At 66.0% G+C, this 655-nt stretch carries 1 protein-coding gene; it reads right to left on the reverse strand.

Annotation, left to right across the window (positions count from 1 at the left end; all coding sequences use genetic code 11):
• Positions 1-655 (reverse strand): IS701 family transposase (locus FV242_RS34075; RefSeq protein WP_147942051.1); only part of this gene is annotated, 655 nt, incomplete at both ends.

Genomic DNA, 655 nt, shown 5'->3' on the forward strand with positions numbered 1-655 from the left:
TTGGGCGGCAGGGGTGCCGTTCCGGGAGGCCACAGGCTCGTCGAGGACTGAACACCCACACTGTAGGACAAGCCCAACGCCGTCAGCGCCGTGCGGAAGGCCGTGTCGATCCCGTATCCGGCATCTGCCAGAACGAGGCCGGGTGGCACCCCATCGGCCAAGGCTGCTCGGATCTGATCCAGCGCGATCTCCGGCTTGGTCCGGAAGCCGATATCCTCGGGCACGCCAGCCTTGTTGCGCCGCTCGGCATCCTGGGTCCAGGCTTCTGGCAGGTAGAGGCGATAGGCCACCGGCAGACTGGCCTGGGTGTTGGCCACCGAGAGGGTCACGGCAACCTGGCAATTGTCCTGCTTGCCGATCTGACCGCAGTATTGCCGTCCCACCCCGACCGAGTGGCGGCCTTTCTTGGGAAAACCCGTATCGTCGACGATCCAGGCCTGGATCGAATCCTGACGCTCGATCAGCGGCAGGACTTCGCTGCGTACCCGGGCCAGCAAAGCCTCGTCCGACCATTGGCCCTTGGCCACGAAGTGATGCATCGCCTGATGGGTGGCCTGGACACGCGCTGGCGCGATCCGGGCCGCCATCGGCTCGATGCTCTTGCGAGCACCCGGCAGGAGGAGACCCGTACAGTAGGCCTTCAGCGGCGCGATCC

Source organism: Methylobacterium sp. WL64, from assembly GCF_008039945.1.
Taxonomy (GTDB): Bacteria; Pseudomonadota; Alphaproteobacteria; order Rhizobiales; family Beijerinckiaceae; genus Methylobacterium.